Origin of the sequence: Xenorhabdus anantnagensis, from assembly GCF_028598555.1 — a bacterium.
In the GTDB taxonomy this organism is placed as follows: Bacteria; Pseudomonadota; Gammaproteobacteria; order Enterobacterales; family Enterobacteriaceae; genus Xenorhabdus; species Xenorhabdus anantnagensis.
Genome location: NZ_JAQRFN010000001.1, coordinates 246,046 through 263,441 on the forward strand (window position 1 = coordinate 246,046; position 17,396 = coordinate 263,441).

Consider the following 17,396-nt stretch of genomic DNA (forward strand, 5'->3'; position numbering starts at 1 on the left):
GTAACGTTACCACAAAATCGATGGCGCAACTTGGAGGTACTTTTTATTGTCCCTCAGCCTGTAACAATAATCTTTCCTGTTCTTTCTGTGCCATAACTCGTTCAACAGTATCTACAATCGCTTGAGTTTGTGAGTCAATCTCAATATTAACCTTTTCCCCTAAACGTTTTTTACCCAGAGTTGTACGCTCTAATGTTTCTGGGATCAAATGAACACAAAAACGATTATTTACTACATCCCCAATTGTCAGGCTAATCCCATCAATGCCAATAAACCCTTTGTGCAGGATATATTTCATCAATGCCTTATCATGAATTCGAAACCATATTTCATGGTTATTTTCAGAAGTGAAGATTTTGGCAATTTCTGCTGTTGTAATAACATGACCGGACATCAAATGCCCACCAATTTCATCACCAAATTTAGCTGCTCTTTCCAGATTGACTAAATCACCTACCCTAATTTCGCCGAGATTGGTCAAACGCAATGTTTCTTTCATTAAATCGAAACTGATGGAATCACCATTAATCTTGGTCACCGTCAGGCAACAACCATTGTGGGAAACAGAAGCACCCGTTTCAATTCCGAGTAATAATTCTGCCGGAAATTTAACAACATGAGTCCGAAAATGCATTTTTTCATCAATGGCAACTATCGGCGCTTTTCCCTGAACGATACCTGTAAACATGGGAACCTCTTTAATAATTTCATCTAACAGGGTATTTTAACCCACTCACCGCATTTAAACACTATTCTGTCTAAACAACATTCCGTTTAAACAGCATTCCATTTAAATACCATCTCGTTTAAACATGCACCTAAACACTAAATTGCCTAAACATCATTTTGTTTAAAACACTATTCTGGTTGAGTTTAGTTTCAGTTGAGTGTTGCTTCAATCATGTTGCCTCAGTTAGTGAGTATAAATATCGTGAATGATTGGATTAATAAAATGAGTTCTATACAATATGGAAGCTTATAAGCGATATATTTTCTAATAACATCGTTTGCTCGCAAAAAATATTCCTTGTTTTTCTCGTTAATTTTCAATCAAAAAAGGTGTCGTACGTGCAGAAATATTTAAATGAAGCGCGTAGTTTGCTCGCTCTAGGTATCCCTGTCATCATTGCACAGTTTTCACAAACTGCGATGGGATTCGTCGATACAGTCATGGCTGGTAAAGCTGGTGCTGTTGAGATGTCAGCTGTTGCCGTTGGCACATCAATCTGGCTGCCAACCATTCTGTTTGGTCAAGGCTTATTGCTCGCTTTGACACCCATCGTGGCACACATGAATGGCTCTGGTCAGAGAAAAAATGTTGCTGGTCAAATCCAACAAGGGTTCTGGCTTGCAGCCTTCCTTTCTATATTGGTCATCGCGGTATTGTATAACAGCCAATTTATTATAGAAGCACAGCATAATGTCGATCCTGTGTTGGCGCAAAAAGCCACGAATTTTATCCACGCCATCATGTGGGGAGCGCCAGGTTATTTGTTCTATCAAGTCTTACGCGGTCAATGTGAAGGGTTATCGAAAACTAAACCAGCAATGATAATCGGCATTGCCGGGCTACTGGTCAATATCCCCGTTAACTATATTTTCATTTACGGTAAATTTGGTGCGCCTGCATTGGGCGGTGTAGGCTGTGGTGTCGCAACTGCAGCGGTTTGCTGGGTTATGTTCCTGTTGCTACTTGTATATGTGAAACACTCTCCTTCCCAAAAGGATATCCAAACATTCAATAATTTTGCAGGCCCTGAATGGCATACGCAAAAACGTATCACATTACTTGGCTTACCAATCGCCCTGGCAATGTTCTTTGAGGTTACGCTGTTTGCTGTTGTCTCATTATTGGTTTCTCCACTTGGTGTAATCGCCGTTGCAGGGCACCAGATATCACTCAATTTCAGCTCTATGATGTTTATGTTCCCGCTGTCATTGGGGATCGCGGCAACTATTCGCATTGGCTATAACTTAGGCCAACAATCAACTGAAGGTGCCAGAATATCCGCTTATACGGGCCTTATTGTTGGTTTAATTATTGCCTGTATGACTGCGACCTTCACAATTCTGTTACGAGAACACATTGCATTCATGTATAACGATAACCCCGAAGTCGTTATTCTAGCCTCTCACTTGATGCTGTTCGCCGCTATTTACCAACTTTCTGATGCGGTTCAGGTCATTGGGTCGGGAGTATTGCGTGGATACAAAGATACACGTTCTATTTTCTTTATCACTTTTATTGCTTATTGGCTCTTAGGACTGCCTAGTGGCTATATTCTGGCGTTGACTGATTATGTAACTCAACCGATGGGGCCACAGGGTTTCTGGATTGGATTCATTATTGGTTTAACTGCCGCGGCAATCATGATGGGCTACCGTATTCTATGGACACAAAAACAGCCAGCTCATTATGTTCTGAAACGTTCGAGTCGTTAATTCACTATATTTCAGTGCATTAAGTTATCAACTCAAGGGGCAAAAGCTGCAAATTCACACTAAAAGATGTAATTGCGAGCGATTAAACAAGAATTTGCATTTTTCCCCTTGCCAGAAAGCGCTACGCCCGTTAATATTCGTCCCCGTTGTCAGCCACGGAAATTTAGATTGCGTCCGTAGCTCAGTTGGTTAGAGCACCACCTTGACATGGTGGGGGTCGGTGGTTCGAGTCCACTCGGACGCACCAAATATTCGGTTGACAAAAAAAGTAATTTTATGTGCGTCCGTAGCTCAGTTGGTTAGAGCACCACCTTGACATGGTGGGGGTCGGTGGTTCGAGTCCACTCGGACGCACCATATCTCATTCATCACCTTAAACTCCTCTTATATTATTTTCCTCAATTTCCAAGTTTCGTATTCTGATAAATCCTATAGCCGTGAACTAATTGTCGCCCAACCTTCTGCATACTAAAAATTCGATTACATTCTGTTTGCGCAACAACCCCCTGATTTCTTTAGCATGAAGTCAGATTATTTCTTCCTTTCTGCATGTAAATCTTTTCAAGAACCATTTTTTGATTCATTTCGCAGAAATTAGTCTCTATAATACGCTTATGTCATAAGTTGAATGGTTTCAGCAAATTGATTTACCGAATTCAGAAAAAATTACAGATGATGAGTCGAACTAAATCCACATATCTACACATGCCTGACTTCACGCTGAAAAACCATTTGACGCTTTCTGCTATCCATTTTCTATTGCTATCCATTTTCTATTGCTATCCATTTTCTATTGCTATCCGTTTTCTATTGCTATTCATTTTCCATTATGTTGCGCAACTTATAACATCAGATGATGTCAGCATAAATACCAATGGTTGGCGATTCACTTTTTAATCCATTAAAACCAGTAGATAGATTGTCATGAAAAAAACCAAAATTGTTTGTACTATCGGGCCAAAAACAGAATCTGAAGAGAAATTGACTGAACTGCTTAATGCGGGCATGAATGTGATGCGCCTGAACTTTTCTCACGGTGACTATGAAGAGCATGGTCAGCGTATTAAAAACATTCGCGCGGTCGGGGCGAAAACTGGCAAAAAAGCAGCAATCTTACTGGATACCAAAGGCCCTGAAATCCGTACCATAAAACTGGAAGATGGTAATGATGTCGCCCTCACTGCGGGCCAAACTTTCACCTTTACAACAGATAAATCCGTTATCGGCAATCGAGATCGTGTCGCTGTAACTTATGCCGGACTACCAGAAGATCTGAAGCCAGGAAACACGGTATTAGTTGATGATGGTTTAATTGCCATGACAGTTAAAGAAATTACCGCGACTGAAGTCATCTGTGAAGTATTGAACAATGGTGACTTGGGCGAAAACAAAGGTGTTAACCTGCCAAATGTTTCCATCAACTTGCCAGCGCTGGCAGAGAAAGATAAACAAGATTTGATTTTCGGTTGTGAGCAAGGTGTAGATTTCATCGCAGCTTCTTTCATCCGTAAACGCTCCGATGTGCTGGAAATCCGTGAGCACCTGAAAGCTCATGGCGGCGAACATATCCAAATCATTTCAAAAATCGAAAATCAGGAAGGCCTGAATAACTTCGATGAAATTCTCGAAGCGTCTGACGGTATCATGGTTGCCCGCGGTGATCTGGGTGTTGAAATCCCAGTAGAAGAAGTTATCTTCGCGCAAAAAATGATGATCGAAAAATGTAATGCAGCTCGTAAAGTTGTTATCACTGCAACCCAAATGCTGGATTCAATGATCAAAAACCCACGCCCTACCCGCGCCGAAGCCGGTGATGTTGCCAACGCCATCTTAGACGGTACAGATGCAGTAATGCTTTCCGGTGAAAGTGCTAAAGGAAAATATCCTATCGAAGCCGTTTCCATCATGGCAACAATCTGTGTACGTACAGATCGCGTCATGAGCAGCCGAATTGAAAATACCAAAGCACAGAAACTACGCGTTACTGAAGCTGTCTGCCGTGGTGCTGTTGAAATTGCAGAAAAGCTGGAAGCTCCTTTGATCGTCGTGGCAACTTATGGTGGTAAATCTGCAAGATCTATTCGCAAGTATTTCCCTAACGCCTCAATCCTTGCGTTGACGACTAATGAAATCACTGCACGTCAATTGCTATTGGTCAAAGGTGTATCCACTCAGGTTGTCAAAGAAATTGCTTCTACCGATGATTTTTACCGTATTGGTAAAGAAGCGGCATTGGCAAGTGGTATGGCACACAAAGGGGATATTGTTGTTATGGTATCCGGCGCATTGGTATCAAGTGGCACAACAAACACTTCTTCTGTCCATGTGTTGTAAGATTAAATAAATCATAAATGGCAGCGCTGCCAGAATTTTTACCTATACTGTCAATTATAAGGTACTGGTAAACATAAAAAGTCCACATTTATATTATGCAAATGTGGGCTTTTTATAATGCCACCACCATATCATTTTGTTCTATTGCTCTTTATGGCACTGCTCAGTACAAAAATACTTTACTATTTTCGCCCATTTACGTTTATAGCAAGGGATTCTTTATATAACAATAATCCATATCAATTCAACAATATTGATTAAACCATTCTTTTGTCATTAAAATAATTAAACAAATTGCACTGTATTATAATGAAAAAGCAAAAATGGAATACACATCAAACAACCATTGGGCCTATTCTGATCATCCATTCGACTACCATTTTATTTTTGATATCCAAAACTTATTGCCTTATTTGGGGATAAAGGGCAGTAAAATTTTTTCGTAGAAAAAATTAATTCTCTTTCTAAAATAGTTTGTGTAATACTTAGATAGCTACTTGGAAATTAACTTAATCTAGAGGGTAATGTGATGAATCGTACTAAAGTTGTATTTGGTGCAGTAATTCTGGCGTCTACTCTGTTAGCGGGTTGTTCTAGCGCGACTAAAGTTGAGCAACTTGCCTCTCAGGTTCAAACTCTCGGTTCTAAAGTTGACCGGTTGAGCAGTGACCTCAGTTCTGTTCGTTCTGATGTACAATCAGCCAAAGATGAAGCCGCTCGTGCAAATCAGCGTCTTAATAACCAAGTTCGTTCATACAAGAAATAATCTTGTAGCAGATAGAAAAAATGGCGTACCATCGTACGCCATTTTATTTCTGCCTTCCTGTATAAACCTCAAAATCTCTTAAAATTCGGATTGATAAATCGGGTCATGGTTGATGTAATGAGGGTATTTTACAGTCCGGAATTCACCTGCACCGGCATTCCTGATCGACGAATAATGGCTTGGTCGACAAGAACCTCATCTGTTCCACGACTATCAATAAATTTCATTAAGCCTTCAGAGCGTAGGATCGGCATCATCTGTGGGTCATCAGTCTCTTTATTAGAAAGTGGCTGATGAACTTCCACATAGCGCTTACCATCTGGCTCTATTGCATATTTCACAGGTTCATTGATGATCTGAACTCGCGTCCCTCGTGGGACAATTCGAAACAAATCCCCAATATCATCAGGTCGCAAACGAATACATCCTGAACTAACACGCATGCCAATGCCAAAATTGGCATTAGTACCGTGAATCAGGTATTCACCACGCCCGGCGGACAAACGTAAGGCAAAATCCCCCATTGGGTTATCCGGACCCGCGGGAACCACAGCAGGTAAAATAATTCCCCTACTGGCATAATCCTTGCGAATATTAGTGGTTGGTGTCCATGTTGGATTCTTGATTAACTGACTAACTGATGTTGTCATGGTTGGCGTATCACGCCCAAGCTGACCTATTCCAATAGGATACACAACGACATAATTTTCTCCCTTAGGGAAATAATAGAGCCTAAGTTCAGCTAGATTAATAACAATTCCTTGGCGAGGAGTATCCGGAAGCAGCATCTGTGATGGAATAATTAATTCGGCACCAAGTGTAGGTAAATAAGGATCAATACCAGGATTAGCTTCCAACATCGCCAATAAACCGATTTGGTATTTGGCTGCAATGGATTCCAACGAAAGCCCGTCATCGGGCACAGTATAAGTGGAATTTTCACCAATCAGACGACTATTAGCAGGAGGCAATGGATATTCGATAGCATGGGCGATATTAGTCAATCCACTAAACGATGATATGCCGATCAAGAATATGCCGATAAAAGTTAAAAATCGCTTCATACGTGCTTCCTGAAAATGATACTTGAATGTTTGTGGTTAATTAATAGCCTACCTTGCAAGATTATTCTATCTCATTCACTTCAATCAAAGAGAAATCTTAACAAGATTCAACTCTTGTTGGTTATTCTTAACACATTCTAAACTTTCTAACGTTTTCTACTGAATAATCTTCAAATTGTTAGTAGTCTTGAAACTGCAATGCTGTTCCTGCCAGCAAAATACTGGCAAGAACAAAAGCACGATAAAACAAAAGGGTAGAACTAAGACAAAACTGCCGTTGTCAGGCGGGATGTGCAACATAATTGTTTTTGATCATTATAGATATCAATCTGCCAAACCTGATGTGAACGACCAATATGGATGGGCTTGCAAACCCCTTTAACCATACCTTCACGAACAGATCTAAGGTGGTTCGCATTAATTTCTACCCCCACCACTTTCTGTTCACCTTCCGAACAAAGATAACCTGCAAATGAACCGAGCGTTTCAGCCAATACTACAGATGCCCCACCATGCAGAATCCCGAATGGTTGTTTAGTTCGCTGATCGACTGGCATTATTCCTTCAATAAAATCCTCGCCAATCTGGGTAAACTCGATCCCTACATGTTTTACCATAGATTTATCATTAAATTGATTAAGTGCATGCACATCTATATTACGCTTCCAAATCACGGCATTATCTCCAATAAGGCTTGTAATGGATGTTTAAGTGGCTTTCCTTCTATACGTTTCACCTGACTGCGGCATGAATACCCTGTGCTCAGACAATAATCTAGAGATAGATTTTTCAGTGCTGGTGTCCATGAAAGTTTATAAATACCAATGGAACTCTCCAGATTTTTCTTTTCATGACCATATGTGCCTGCCATACCGCAACATCCAACACTGACATTATTCAATTGATGACCAAAATGGCGAAAGATATCAGTCCACTGTTTACCACTATTAGGTAATGCCGTTACTTCGGTACAGTGTCCCAATAAATACCAATCATGCCCGAACATTGAAATATCGCTTTTCTCTTGTGGCATTTTTTTCGGTAGGATGGTGGTTAGCCATTCATGCACCAATTGAACTTTAAAACTCCCTCTCTGTTCACCGAGAATATCGTTGTATTCATCTCGATAACACAGAACAAGCGCAGGATCGACGCCTATCATGGGAATATTCAGACGTGCGATTCGATTAAGGAAGTCAGCCGTTTTACCCGCCGTTTTAGCAAATCTATTCAGGAACCCTTTGATATGCAGTGCTTTTCCATTGGGTGAGAATGGCAATAAGACGGGTTTATATCCTAACTTTTCTGCCAATTGCACAAAATCAGTGACTACTTTCGCATCGTAGTAACTTGTAAAAGGATCCTGGACAATAAGCACATGCTGTTCACGCTGAAATGGTGATAAGCCTTCCAACTGTTCCAACGTTGTCCTGGCTGCGTAATGACCAGCAAGTTGCTGTTGCAATGTCGGATAGGAGAGTAACGGCAGATCAGCCATACCAATGGCATGTTGGCTGATTTTTTGTACCCATGGTTGTTGCAGGAAAAAATTGAATACTCGCGGCGCTTTTGCCATCAATGGCGTACTGTGCTCAACATTGGCAACAATATAATCGCGCAATGGACGCAGGTAACGGCTGTGATACAAAGCTAAAAAGCGTGAGCGGAATGAAGGTACATCAATTTTGATCGGGCATTGTGTTGAACAAGCTTTACAGGCTAAACAACCTGACATTGCCTCTTTGACTTCATGTGAAAAGTCATATTCACCTCGCCACGCCTGCCAACTATTGCGAGTCTTTTCTATCAAACCCCGCAGACTCGGACGCGCCTGATCCAGCCCGTACTCCAATAACTTGGGTTCAACCCCCTGCTCCGTCAAAAGCCGCAACCATTCTCTAACCAAAGTTGCCCTGCCTTTGGGTGAATGTATGCGATGCTGGCTGATTTTCATTGACGGGCACATTGGGCTTCTAACATCAAAATTGAAACATAATCCATTACCATTACATTCCATCGCTCCACGGAATGCAGTTCTTACATTGACAGGAATAGTTCGATCATAAGTCCCGCGTTTAGCTGCATCGACTCTCATCATTGGCGCATCTATTCCAATTGGCGGACAAATTTTGCCCGGATTTAGCCGATTAAGTGGATCAAATGCCGCTTTTATCCGACGCAACTCGTTATACAAAACCTCACCAAAAAAGGCAGGGCTATATTCTGCCCGAAACCCCTTTCCATGTTCTCCCCATAACAAACCACCATATTTGGCAGTCAAATGAACAATTTCATCAGAAATCTTTTTCATCAAGATTTCCTGTTGAGGATCACACATATCCAGTGCAGGACGCACATGCAAAACACCTGCATCTACATGCCCAAACATACCGTAATTCAGTTTATAGCTATCCAAAAGCTGACGAAATTCAACAATATAATCAGCAAGATGCTGAGGAGGAACACATGTATCTTCGACAAATGGAATTGGTTTAGCTGCACCTTTACTATTGCCTAATAATCCGACGGATTTTTTCCGCATGGCATAAATACGTTCAATATCCATCAAGTCATGGCAGATCTGATAGCCAATAATTCCCGCCTGATTTTTTTCCATCAATTCATCAAGACGCAAACAAAGCCCTTGCAATTGCTGATCAATTGTTTGTTCATAATTGCCACTGAACTCGACAATATTCAGACCTTGCATATCTTTATCAGGTACATCAGTAATCAATTCTTTCACTGAATGCCAGATGATATCTTCACGCGCCAAATTTAGTACCTTAGAATCTACCGTCTCAACTGAGAGCGCTTTGGCTTCCACCATAAAGGGGGCATTGCGCAGGGCAGAATCAAAGGAGTCATATTTGATATTCACCAATCGCCTGACTTTGGGTAATGGCGTGATATCCAGTGTCGCCTCTGTAATGAAGGCCAGAGTACCTTCAGACCCCGTCAAAATACGCGTGAGATCAAAAAACTGCATATCGTCACTGAATACATGGCGCAAATCGTATCCCGTCAGAAATCGATTAAGTTTAGGGAATTTCTCAATGATCAATGCCCGTTGTTCACGACAACGTTCCAATACCGTTTTATAAACACGACCAATAACACTCTTTTCTTGAGCAATCGTTTCCGCCAATGCTGTGCTCACAGGACGGGTATCTAACATTTCCCCCCCTAATAAAACAGCACGTACACCAAGGACGTGATCCGAGGTTTTACCATAAACCAGTGATCCCTGACCGGAAGCATCTGTATTGATCATTCCGCCCAACGTGGCGCGATTACTGGTTGAAAGTTCTGGAGAGAAAAAATAACCGAAAGGTTTTAGATATTGATTAAGCTGATCTTTAATGACACCCGCTTCTACTCTTACCCATCCCTGTTCTGGATTGATTTCCAGAATACGATTCATATAGCGGGACATATCCACCACAATGCCATTGTTAAGTGATTGTCCGTTCGTACCCGTTCCTCCACCACGTGGAGTAAATGTCAGAGTCTTAAAACGTTCCTCTCCCGCAACCCTTGTCAACAGTGCAACATCGGCACTGGAGCGGGGAAATACAACGGCTTGTGGCAACAGCTGATAAATACTGTTATCTGTCGCCATAGTCAGCCTATCGGCATAGCTACTGGTTGTGTCTCCAGTAAAGCCAGCTTCTTTCAGTGCAATCAAATAGTCCTGTGTCAGTTCACTGACATGGGGGGCTTGTGATATACGTGGGATCATTGGCTAATTGCCCCTTGTTCTAATAAGTATCCACATTGCTTTATCTATAATACTATCTTGGATAGCGTAACTCAGATAATTTTCTGGCTTCTGAGCAGGGAAGCTTTCAACCATATCACAATATTTATCAATTTTGAGCAATCAGTAAAATAACGTTATATTTAATTACCATTGTAACAGCCAGCAGTACTTTCAATCATCACGAGAAATAATTTCATGGAAAAATCGCAATCATATCAAGACTTACCCAAGCTGTTATTTGCACTATTTTTCATTTTATTGCTTATTACCACCAGCTTTTGGGTCTTAAGTCCCTTTATTTTGGGATTTATTTGGGCAGGAATGGTAGTTATCGCAACTTGGCCATTATTGGAAAAATTACAGCAACGATTATGGGGAAAACGCTGGATTGCTGTTTTCATCATGACATTGCTACTGGTCTTGTTATTTGTTATCCCGATAGCACTACTTGTCAGCAGCTTAGTGGAAAACAGCGCGCCATTGATTGCATGGGCAAAATCCCCTTCCCCTTTCCAACTTCCACAACTGGAGTGGCTCAATAGAATACCCATCATTGGTGATGACTTATATCTTAAATGGCAGGATTTGGTTGCTGATGGCAGTAATATGCTTCTCAATAAAATTCCCCCTTATATCGGTAAAGCAGCAACGTGGTTTTTTACCCAAGCAGCCAATGCCGGACGCTTTCTTCTCCATCTGGCACTCATGGTCATGTTCAGTGTATTACTTTATTGGAAAGGTGAGCAGGTTATGCTGAGCATTCGCCATTTTGCCATCCGACTGGCAGATAAACGAGGTGATGCCGTAGTGTTGCTGGCAGCTCAATCCATTCGAGCTGTGGCTCTTGGCGTCGTTGTAACAGCACTGGTTCAAGCCATCGCAGGTGGAATTGGGTTGGCAATTGCTGGCATTCCCTATTCAATGCTATTAACAGTGCTGATGTTTGTATGCTGTGTTGCCCAGCTTGGGCCTTTACTTGTCCTCATTCCATCTATTGCATGGCTTTATTGGACAGGAGAAACAACCTGGGGAACTATTTTAGTTATCTGGAGCTTGATACTAACCACGATGGATGGTGTTCTACGCCCCTTCTTAATTCGCCTTGGTGCTAATTTACCTATGATATTAATTCTTACCGGTGTAATCGGCGGAATACTTTCACTGGGTGTTATCGGGCTATTTATTGGGCCTGTTGTGCTGGCTGTTTCTTACAGTTTACTATTGGCATGGATGAACGAAGTTCCTAAGCCCAAAAGCAAGGAGGAAGATACGGAATAAACATATCTGGGAAAGGTATGTAAGATAATCAAATAAAATAACTGCGCGGGAAAATAATACCACCGCGCAATTATTATTATGAATACATCATGTGGATTCCATCTAAAATACAAACCCATATTTCAAAATAAATAAAACCCACCAACAGAATTGTTGCAAAAAAGTTATTTTTATAAATTTTCTTTTCTAATCTCTATTTATTAAGAGGATTCTTAATGAATAAACTCATTTATTAAATTAGTATTTATTTCATCGAAACAAGTGTTTCCCAGAGTATTGCCGATCCAGACTATAACGCCATAGTCTGGACTCAATGAAGTAATATATATTGCTGTGTGTAGTCTTTGCCTGTCAGCCCATGATAGGCTTTTTTTTTATATATTTTATATTTTCTGTAATTAATCATACTAAAAAAGATCATGTTACATAGAATGTAAAAGCCTGCAAGTATTCTAACAGGCTTTTTAATTCAGGCCTGAATTAAATTTTATTAGTGATTTCCAGCTAAAGAAATCCACGTTTTCATAACTGTATCAGGATTCAACGATAAGCTATCAATTCCCTCTTTCATTAACCATTCCGCAAAATCTTCGTGATCCGAAGGACCTTGTCCACAAATGCCAACATATTTTCCCTGACGTTTAGCGGCTTGAATTGCCATAGACAGCAATTGCTTCACTGCATCATTACGCTCATCGAATAATTCGGATACCACACCAGAATCGCGATCTAAACCCAAGGCTAATTGCGTCATATCATTTGAGCCAATTGAGAAACCATCAAAATGTTCAAGAAATTGATCTGCCAATAACGCATTCGACGGAATTTCACACATCATGATAATTTTCAGTCCATTTTCACCACGCTTCAAGCCTTGAGATGCCAACTCTGATATTACAGCTTCAGCCTGAGCTACTGTACGTACAAATGGAATCATCACTTCAACGTTAGTTAACCCCATCACATTGCGTACTCGTTTGACTGCCTCACACTCCAAAGCAAAACATTGACGGAAGCTATCAGAGACGTAGCGCCCTGCACCACGGAAACCTAACATCGGGTTTTCTTCGTGTGGTTCATACATGTCTCCACCAACCAAATTCGCATATTCATTGGATTTGAAATCTGATAAGCGAACGATTACTCGTTTAGGCCAGAATGCTGCTGCTAGCGTTGCAATCCCTTCTGTCAATTTCCCTACATAAAACTCAACAGGATCATCATAACCAACCATCAACGATTTAATTTGTTCTTGCAACTCTGGAGTCTGTGCGGAGAATTCGAGTAGAGCACGAGGATGCACGCCGATCATTCGGTTAATGATGAACTCCAGCCGTGCCAGACCAACCCCTTCATTTGGCAAACAAGCAAAGTCAAATGCGCGATCAGGATTACCCACATTCATCATGATCTTCACATCCAGTTCTGGCAGTTTATCAATTTCGGAACTCTGGATGCTGAAATCCAACTTATTCTGGTAAACATGACCAGTATCACCTTCCGAACAAGAAACGGTTACTTGCTGGCCTTCTTTCAGACGCTCAGTAGCGTCGCCACAACCAACAACGGCAGGGATACCCAGTTCACGAGCGATAATGGCTGCATGGCAAGTGCGCCCACCACGATTGGTGACAATGGCCGCTGCTTTTTTCATGATCGGTTCCCAATCCGGGTCAGTCATGTCAGTTACCAACACATCGCCCACTTGAATGCGATCCATTTCACTAAGATTATGGATAACCTTGACCGTTCCAGCACCGATACGATGCCCAATCGCGCGACCTTCCACCAAAACACTACCCTGCTGATTGAGTTGGTAGCGTTCCATTACTTGCTGATTTGAACGGACAGTTTCAGGGCGGGCCTGCACAATATATAGCTTTCCATTATATCCATCTTTTGCCCATTCGATATCCATCGGACGACCATAATGTTTCTCGATCAATAAGGCCTGTCTGGCCAGCTCTTCCACTTCACTGTCGGCCAAAGAGAAACGATTGCACAATTCATCTGATACATCTTCCGTGCGAACTTGCTTCCCATGCTCTTTGCTATCTGCATAAACCATGCGTATTTTTTTAGAGCCGAGATTGCGGCGCACTATTGCAGGGCGGTTATTTTTCAATGTGGGTTTATGGACATAAAACTCATCAGGGTTTACCGCTCCCTGCACGACCATCTCCCCCAGACCATAAGCTGATGTAATGAATACAACCTGATCAAAACCTGATTCTGTATCAATCGTGAACATCACCCCAGACGAGGCCAAATCAGAACGTACCATGCGTTGTACTCCCGCAGAGAGCGCAACGCCGCGGTGGTCATACCCCTGATGGACACGATAAGAAATGGCGCGATCATTAAAAAGTGATGCAAAGACATGCTTGATGGCAACCATAACCGCATCAATGCCTTGCACATTCAAGAAAGTTTCTTGCTGTCCAGCAAAAGAAGCATCCGGCATATCTTCTGCTGTTGCGGAAGAGCGCACGGCAAAAGAGGCATCAGGCTCGCCTTCAGACAATTGCAGATAGGCATCACGAATATCTTTTTCAAGTTGAGATGTAAATGGCGTATCAATCACCCACTGACGAATCTGTGCACCAGTTTTAGCTAATTGATTAACATCATCAACATTGGTTTCATCCAGCAATTGATAAATGCGTTGGTTCACACCACTTTGTTCCAGAAAATCATTAAATGCCTGTGCAGTTGTAGCAAAACCATTTGGAACAGACACGCCAAGTTCAGCCAGATTGGTGATCATCTCGCCAAGAGAGGCGTTTTTACCACCGACCCGATTAACGTCATTCATGCCTAATTGATTATACCAGAGCACATTGCTTGGGGTGAGGCCACTATTGGACATCAGAAACTATCCTTTTTTTACATTCGGAGGTACAAGTCGGAAAATTAAAGCTGCTCTTCACAGCAGAAAATAGCCTAGCACATTGTCTTGCCATATATAGAAAGGTGAATCGATCAACCCAATAATATTATTTTTTTGCGGGTATAATCTGAAAAATGAAGCATACTAATGTCAATCTATACCCAATAGATTTCAAGTTGCAACCCGGCGGCAAGAGAGCGGATCTCCGGGAGCATAGATAACTCTATGTTCATAACAACGGTGACTGGGTGAGTGAGCGCAGCCAACAAAGAGGCACCTTGAAAGACGAAGGGTATAACAATAAAAGAAAAGAGATAATGATAGAAACTTATACCTCCCAATTACCTGAAAACGAACTACTTGAACGCAGCGTATTTTTTATTTCTGATGGAACAGCAATCACAGCAGAAGTATTGGGCCACGCTGTATTGTCTCAATTCCCCATTGCCATTACTTCCTATACCTTGCCTTTCGTGACGAACAAAATCAGGGCCGAGGAAGTCAGAGAGCAAATAAACACGATCTATCAACAAACCCAAATCAGGCCATTAGTTTTTTACTCCATCATTTCAGATGAAATCAAAAGCATTATTACCTGTAGCGATGGATTCTGTCAGGATATTGTTCAAACATTGGTTGCCCCATTACAGCAAGAAATCGGCTTAGAACCCAAACCAGAATTACATCGAACTCACGGTTTATCTAAAAAAAACCTGGGGCAGTACGATGCACGCATTGCTGCCATTGATTACGCCCTCGCCCATGATGATGGTATTTCACTACGTAATCTTGAGCAGGCTCAAGTGATTATTCTTGGCGTATCCCGTTGTGGAAAAACACCAACCAGCCTCTATCTTGCAATGCAATTTGGCATTCAGGCAGCAAATTATCCTTTCACCGCAGACGATATGGATAATTTACAATTACCTGTAGCCTTGAAGCCTTTTCAACATAAATTATTTGGTCTAACTATTAGCCCGGAAAGGCTTGCTGCCATTCGTGAAGAGCGGCGGGAAAATAGCCGTTATGCTTCTTTACGACAATGTCGGATCGAAATTGCTGAAGTTGAAGCTTTATTCCGGAAAAATAATATTAATTATCTAAATACCACCAATTATTCTGTCGAAGAGATTTCAGCCAAAATTATTGATAGAATAGGACTGAAACGTCGTATGTTCTGATTTCAAAATACAAACATATTTGACAAAATTTATTCACAACACTTTCTCATATAAATATCATGATTGTCTGTTGAATTTGCTGGAAGTTGAGTTATTGTGATTCCCCAATCATTTCAGACACTGTCTCAATGTGAAGTAGAATTCGAGAAAGTATATGTACAGAACAGATGAGTTAAGAACCCACCGCATTGATAGCCTGATAACACCTAAAACGCTGGCAGAGCAATATCCTATATCAGACAAGACCTTGCAAAATGTGACATTGTCACGAAAGCGTATTGAATCCATTCTGACAGGCGATGATCAACGTTTACTGGTCATTATTGGTCCCTGTTCCATTCATGATATTGATGCAGCTCTTGATTATGCCTCCCGTTTACGCACTCTACGCGAAAAATATCAACACAATCTAGAAATTGTGATGCGAACTTATTTCGAAAAACCGAGAACAGTCGTTGGCTGGAAAGGTTTGATTTCAGATCCTATATTGGACGGCTCTTGTCAGATAAATAAAGGGATCTCCCTTGCCCGCAAGCTACTCATTGATATCAATGAGTTGGGTGTTCCGACTGCTACAGAATTTCTGGATATGGTCACCGGTCAATATATTGCTGATTTAATTAGTTGGGGAGCTATCGGTGCCAGAACGACAGAGAGCCAAATTCACCGAGAAATGGCTTCTGCCTTGTCATGCCCAGTTGGCTTTAAAAACGGGACGGATGGCAATACGCTTATCGCTATTGATGCAATACGTGCAGCACGAACCAAGCATATGTTTTTGTCCCCTGATAAAAACGGTCAGATGACCATTTATCAAACCAATGGGAACCCTTATGGACATATTATTATGCGTGGTGGGAAAAAACCGAATTATCATGCCGAAGATATTGCAGCAACCTGCCATAAACTACGTGAATGGCACTTATCTGAACGTTTGATTGTGGATTGCAGCCATGCTAATTGCCAGAAAATTCATCGTCGTCAGCTGGATATAGCCAGAAACATTGGTGAACAAATTCAATCCGGTTCAACAGCCATTGCTGGTGTTATGGCCGAAAGCTTTTTAGTCGAGGGGACACAAAAAGTAATCAACGGAGAATCTTTGACATACGGACAATCTATTACTGACCCATGCCTTGGCTGGCAAGATACGGAGAAATTTATCAGTATCTTGGACGAAGCCATGAAAAATCGTTCCTGAATCCTTTCCTTATGCTGGCTCCTAACACTCGACGGAGCCAGTCATCTACAAAGACAAATCATTTAAAATCAAAATATTACTACTCAAATTCAGGTATAAAAAAAATAACTTGAAGTTAACCATCATTGAAACGATAATTATTCTCAATATTAGAATAATTATTGTTCAAATTTGGTTATGGAAAAATTAGCACATTATCAACGTTGCTACACTAGTCTCCTACAGCAGCAGATTCTTCCTGCTCTATCCAACGATTCTGTAAAGATCAATGGCATCGATGGTCAACAGCTATCGGGAGAGCCGTATGCTATGGAAATTTGCTATCACAGCAGATTTTCCGGTGACATCCGACCAAATCCAGCAAATTTATTCTGAGATAATAAGAAACCTAACAAGCTCACCTGCTGAGTATCAGCGAGGTGTTTAGTTAATTGTGTTCAGTGATTTGTATTCATAAAAACTCACTATTTCAGCATG

Annotated in this window: 11 protein-coding genes and 2 tRNA genes; 8 read left to right on the forward strand and 5 right to left on the reverse strand. The window is 41.4% G+C overall.

The annotated features are described in order from the left end of the window. Positions 1–43: 43 nt before the first annotated feature. Positions 44–688, reverse strand: a complete 645-nt coding sequence (locus PSI14_RS00895) for a riboflavin synthase subunit alpha (protein WP_273573965.1) — start codon at positions 686–688, stop codon at positions 44–46. A 380-nt stretch (positions 689–1,068) separates the two neighbouring features. On the opposite strand from PSI14_RS00895, the gene PSI14_RS00900 reads away from it, so the two are divergent. The 5 genes from PSI14_RS00900 (at position 1,069) to PSI14_RS00920 (ending at position 5,542) form a co-directional block, all read left to right on the forward strand. After that, the gene (locus PSI14_RS00900; RefSeq protein WP_273573966.1) at positions 1,069–2,442 is read left to right on the forward strand and encodes an MATE family efflux transporter; all 1,374 of its coding nucleotides are present in this window, start codon (positions 1,069–1,071) and stop codon (positions 2,440–2,442) included. 170 nt (positions 2,443–2,612) lie between these two features. Then, positions 2,613–2,689 (forward strand) — tRNA-Val (locus PSI14_RS00905). Positions 2,690–2,722: 33 nt separating this feature from the next. Continuing rightward, a tRNA-Val gene (locus PSI14_RS00910) sits at positions 2,723–2,799 on the forward strand. Between the two features lie 567 nt (positions 2,800–3,366). Further along, on the forward strand, positions 3,367–4,776 hold the full coding sequence (pykF, locus tag PSI14_RS00915; protein WP_273573967.1) for a pyruvate kinase PykF: 1,410 nt from the start codon (positions 3,367–3,369) through the stop codon (positions 4,774–4,776). A 529-nt stretch (positions 4,777–5,305) separates the two neighbouring features. Beyond that, positions 5,306–5,542: a major outer membrane lipoprotein gene (locus PSI14_RS00920; RefSeq protein WP_273554089.1), complete on the forward strand. Its 237-nt coding sequence runs from the start codon at positions 5,306–5,308 to the stop codon at positions 5,540–5,542. Between the two features lie 128 nt (positions 5,543–5,670). Here the strand turns inward: PSI14_RS00920 and PSI14_RS00925 are convergent, their stop codons facing one another. The 3 genes from PSI14_RS00925 to ydiJ all read right to left on the reverse strand — a co-directional run bounded on the left by PSI14_RS00925 (position 5,671) and on the right by ydiJ (position 10,348). Next, positions 5,671–6,606, reverse strand: a complete 936-nt coding sequence (locus tag PSI14_RS00925) for a L,D-transpeptidase family protein (RefSeq protein WP_273573968.1) — start codon at positions 6,604–6,606, stop codon at positions 5,671–5,673. 260 nt (positions 6,607–6,866) lie between these two features. Beyond that, positions 6,867–7,280 carry a hotdog fold thioesterase gene (locus PSI14_RS00930; RefSeq protein WP_273573969.1) on the reverse strand — a complete coding sequence of 138 codons (414 nt, stop codon included), beginning with the start codon at positions 7,278–7,280 and terminating at the stop codon, positions 6,867–6,869. Continuing rightward, positions 7,277–10,348, reverse strand: coding sequence for a D-2-hydroxyglutarate dehydrogenase YdiJ (ydiJ, locus tag PSI14_RS00935; RefSeq protein WP_273573970.1), 3,072 nt, complete (start codon positions 10,346–10,348; stop codon positions 7,277–7,279). The genes PSI14_RS00930 and ydiJ overlap by 4 nt, the downstream gene beginning before the upstream one ends. 216 nt (positions 10,349–10,564) lie before the next feature. Between ydiJ and ydiK the strand changes: the two genes are divergently transcribed. Beyond that, the gene (ydiK, locus tag PSI14_RS00940) at positions 10,565–11,647 is read left to right on the forward strand and encodes an AI-2E family transporter YdiK (protein WP_273573971.1); all 1,083 of its coding nucleotides are present in this window, start codon (positions 10,565–10,567) and stop codon (positions 11,645–11,647) included. Between the two features lie 490 nt (positions 11,648–12,137). Here ydiK and ppsA read toward each other — a convergent pair whose 3' ends face one another. Then, complete coding sequence (gene ppsA, locus PSI14_RS00945) at positions 12,138–14,516, reverse strand: phosphoenolpyruvate synthase (protein ID WP_273573972.1); 2,379 nt, start codon at positions 14,514–14,516, stop codon at positions 12,138–12,140. Positions 14,517–14,854: 338 nt separating this feature from the next. On the opposite strand from ppsA, the gene ppsR reads away from it, so the two are divergent. Both ppsR and PSI14_RS00955 read left to right on the forward strand, forming a co-directional pair. Further along, a complete protein-coding gene (ppsR, locus tag PSI14_RS00950; RefSeq protein WP_273574095.1) occupies positions 14,855–15,718 on the forward strand; it encodes a posphoenolpyruvate synthetase regulatory kinase/phosphorylase PpsR in 864 nt (287 codons plus the stop codon). Between the two features lie 154 nt (positions 15,719–15,872). Beyond that, a complete protein-coding gene (locus PSI14_RS00955; protein WP_273573973.1) occupies positions 15,873–16,919 on the forward strand; it encodes a 3-deoxy-7-phosphoheptulonate synthase in 1,047 nt (348 codons plus the stop codon). The last annotated feature ends 477 nt before the right edge of the window (positions 16,920–17,396 follow it).